The 1,272-nt window shown below is 71.3% G+C and carries 1 protein-coding gene; it reads left to right on the forward strand.

Going from position 1 to position 1,272, the window contains the following annotated elements:
- Positions 1-22: 22 nt before the first annotated feature.
- Positions 23-1,272: amidohydrolase family protein (locus G6023_RS14860; protein WP_182636230.1), on the forward strand; the 1,250-nt coding region annotated here is incomplete at its 3' end.

Genomic DNA, 1,272 nt, shown 5'->3' on the forward strand with positions numbered 1-1,272 from the left:
ACACGAGAGAACGAGAGAACCCATGATCACCTTCACCGACGCGCTGGTCCTGCCCGTGTCCGCGGACCCGGCCGCGCCTGCCTGGTTCCACGGCTGGGTCCACGTGGACGACGCCGGCATCATCGCCGGACTCGGCCCCGGCGACCCGCCGCCCGGCCTGCCGGGCGAAGTCCACGACCTCGGCGGCGCCATCCTGGCCCCCGGGTTCGTCTCCGCGCACAGCCACCTGTTCACCGCCGGGATGCGCGGCACCGCCCCCGACGACACGCTCTACGGCTGGGTGTCGACGCTGGGCGAGATGATGGTCGGGGCGGAGGCCGAGGATCTGTACTGGTTCACCCTCGCCGGCTGCCTGGACTTCCTGCGCAACGGTGTGACCAGCGCCTACAACTTCACCCAGAGCCGGGTCGTGGCGGTGTTCGACCACGCCTCCTCGACCCTGGTCGCCGAGCGGGTCCACGACATCGACTTCCTCACCCGGCAGATCGACGCCCAGGCCGACTCCGGGCTCCGCTGCGTCACCTCCACCCGCCTCGACGACGAGCAGCTCCCCGAGGCCGAGTGCTTCGACGCGTTCGCCCACGTCACCGAGCACCGACTGCGCACCGTTCCCCGCGAGCTGGACCTGGGCGGGTCGGTGTTCGGGTCGGTGCAGTGGTCGTCGTCGCCGGTCACCGCTGAGCGCGAGCGCCACGCCATGCACACCCACGGCGTGGGCAACCAGGCGCACTTCGTCGAGACCGCCGAGCAACTCGAGGTGCAGCGGGCCAAGTTCGACTGGTACGACCGCGCCGGGGTCCTGGGCCCCGACTTCGCGTTCGGCCACTTCGTCCACCCCACCGACCACATGGTCCGCCGGGTCGCGGAGACCGACTCCGCCGTGATCTGGCAGGCCACCTCTAACGGCCGGCTGGGCTCGGGCATCGCCGACATCACCCGGTACCGGGACGCGGGCATCCGCGTGGGGATGGGCCTGGACGACCTGTCCTGCACCGACGTGTCCGACCCGTTCCAGAACATGCGGATCGGCCTGTACACCCAGCGCGCCGTCCACTGCGACGCCGCGGTGCTGGCCGCCCGCGAGGTCCTGCACATGCACACCCTGGGGGCCGCGGACGCCCTTGGCCTGTCCGACCGGGTGGGCAGCGTGGAGGTGGGAAAGCACGCGGACCTCGTCGTCGTCGACCCCACGTCCCCGGCCACCGGACCGATCTGGGACCCCGTCGCCACGTACGTCCTGGCGTGCTCGCTGCGCAATCTCACCCACGTCTA

The sequence above is a fragment of the Dietzia sp. DQ11-71 genome (genome assembly GCF_014144995.1).
Lineage (GTDB): Bacteria > Actinomycetota > Actinomycetes > Mycobacteriales > Mycobacteriaceae > Dietzia > Dietzia kunjamensis.